A 1,321-nucleotide genomic window follows, 5' to 3' on the forward strand; every position below is an offset into this window, starting at 1 on the left:
CAGGGCGGACGCTCAATAAGTATAACATCTTATCATTTTCTATATTTTTTCAATACCAATGACTTTATCTCTTATTTTCTCATCCCATCCACATGCTTTCCTCTTTCCTGCCATTCCCAGTTTGATGTCACTCTGTTTCAATAGCATGAGTGCTAACTTTGATATGGCAGAAAAGTTGATAGCTGCATTTCCTATTTTCCTGTCATCATCTTCTCTGAATCCTATATCAAGTACCCAATGTAGGTTATTTTCAACCTCCCAGTGTGATCTAATCGATTTGAGTATGATAATCGGGTCAGGTTCCAATGATGATATATAATACCTTGTTTCCATGACAGCCTCTTTATCCCCCATTTTTCTAATAGAATTTATCATTGCCAATGTCTTGATTCCCGTCCAGCCTTTGAGAAAATACTGAAGATTTTTAGCGCTTATGCATACACATTCTCTGTATTCACTTCTTCCATGCCCTTTGTTTTCCTCAAAGTACCTTTTTGCGTGACATAAATAGTATCTCGATTCCTCACTAAGATTAAACTCTATTATATTCCTGAGTGCTTCGTGATTATCTTTGGCACATAAAATATAGTCAGCCTTGTTCTCTATTATTAGTTTAGTGATTGATTTCTGACAGCCGATAGCATCAATGGTTATGATACAATTCTCAAGATCCAGTGTCTTTATCAGCTCGGGGATAGCTTTTATTTCATTCGATTTTTCTTCTACTTTTCTTTGCCCAAGGCAAATACCGTTAGATACAGACCAGGCACTGACCATGTAGAGTTTACTTCTCACTCCATTTTTTGAGTTACTACTTTTATCGGGATTATCACAAATGGCTTTTCCATCAATAGCTACCACTCCGGGAATTCTACGGCAGATGTCATCAACCCACAACCTGAAACATTCTTCAAACCAATCGATATCCAATATGGAGAAGAAACGGCTCAAGGTATCATGAGAAGGAATAGAAACCAAACCCGGAAGACGAGCCTTGAAATATGATTCATGTGTTTTTCCGAATGTTTCTATTTCGTTCCACGTATCAGCACCGCAGATAACAGCGACTAGGGCGATGAACACTATTTCGTTAGACTGATATATTTTATTCTTATCATCTCTTACATCAGGAATAATAGCTGAAAATGCTTGAATGGTCATATTGCGATATGGATTTAATATAGTAAAAAACAAATGTAATGAATTATATTACACACAGACAAAAGGAGCAGGAAATATTGAAAAATACAGGGAAGGGACTACATATTTAGGAAATAATACAACCCTAATAAGATGTTATACTTATTGAGCGTCCGCCCTG

At 36.7% G+C, this 1,321-nt stretch carries 1 protein-coding gene; it reads right to left on the reverse strand.

All coding sequences use genetic code 11. The features are described 5' to 3' along the window. Window positions 1-39: 39 nt before the first annotated feature. On the reverse strand, window positions 40-1,161 hold the full coding sequence (locus ISX59_RS21035; protein ID WP_032543680.1) for an ISAs1-like element ISBf9 family transposase: 1,122 nt from the start codon (window positions 1,159-1,161) through the stop codon (window positions 40-42). Between the last annotated feature and the right edge of the window lie 160 nt (window positions 1,162-1,321).

Source organism: Bacteroides sp. FSHCM14E1 (genome assembly GCF_019633785.1).
Taxonomy (GTDB): domain Bacteria; phylum Bacteroidota; class Bacteroidia; order Bacteroidales; family Bacteroidaceae; genus Bacteroides; species Bacteroides hominis.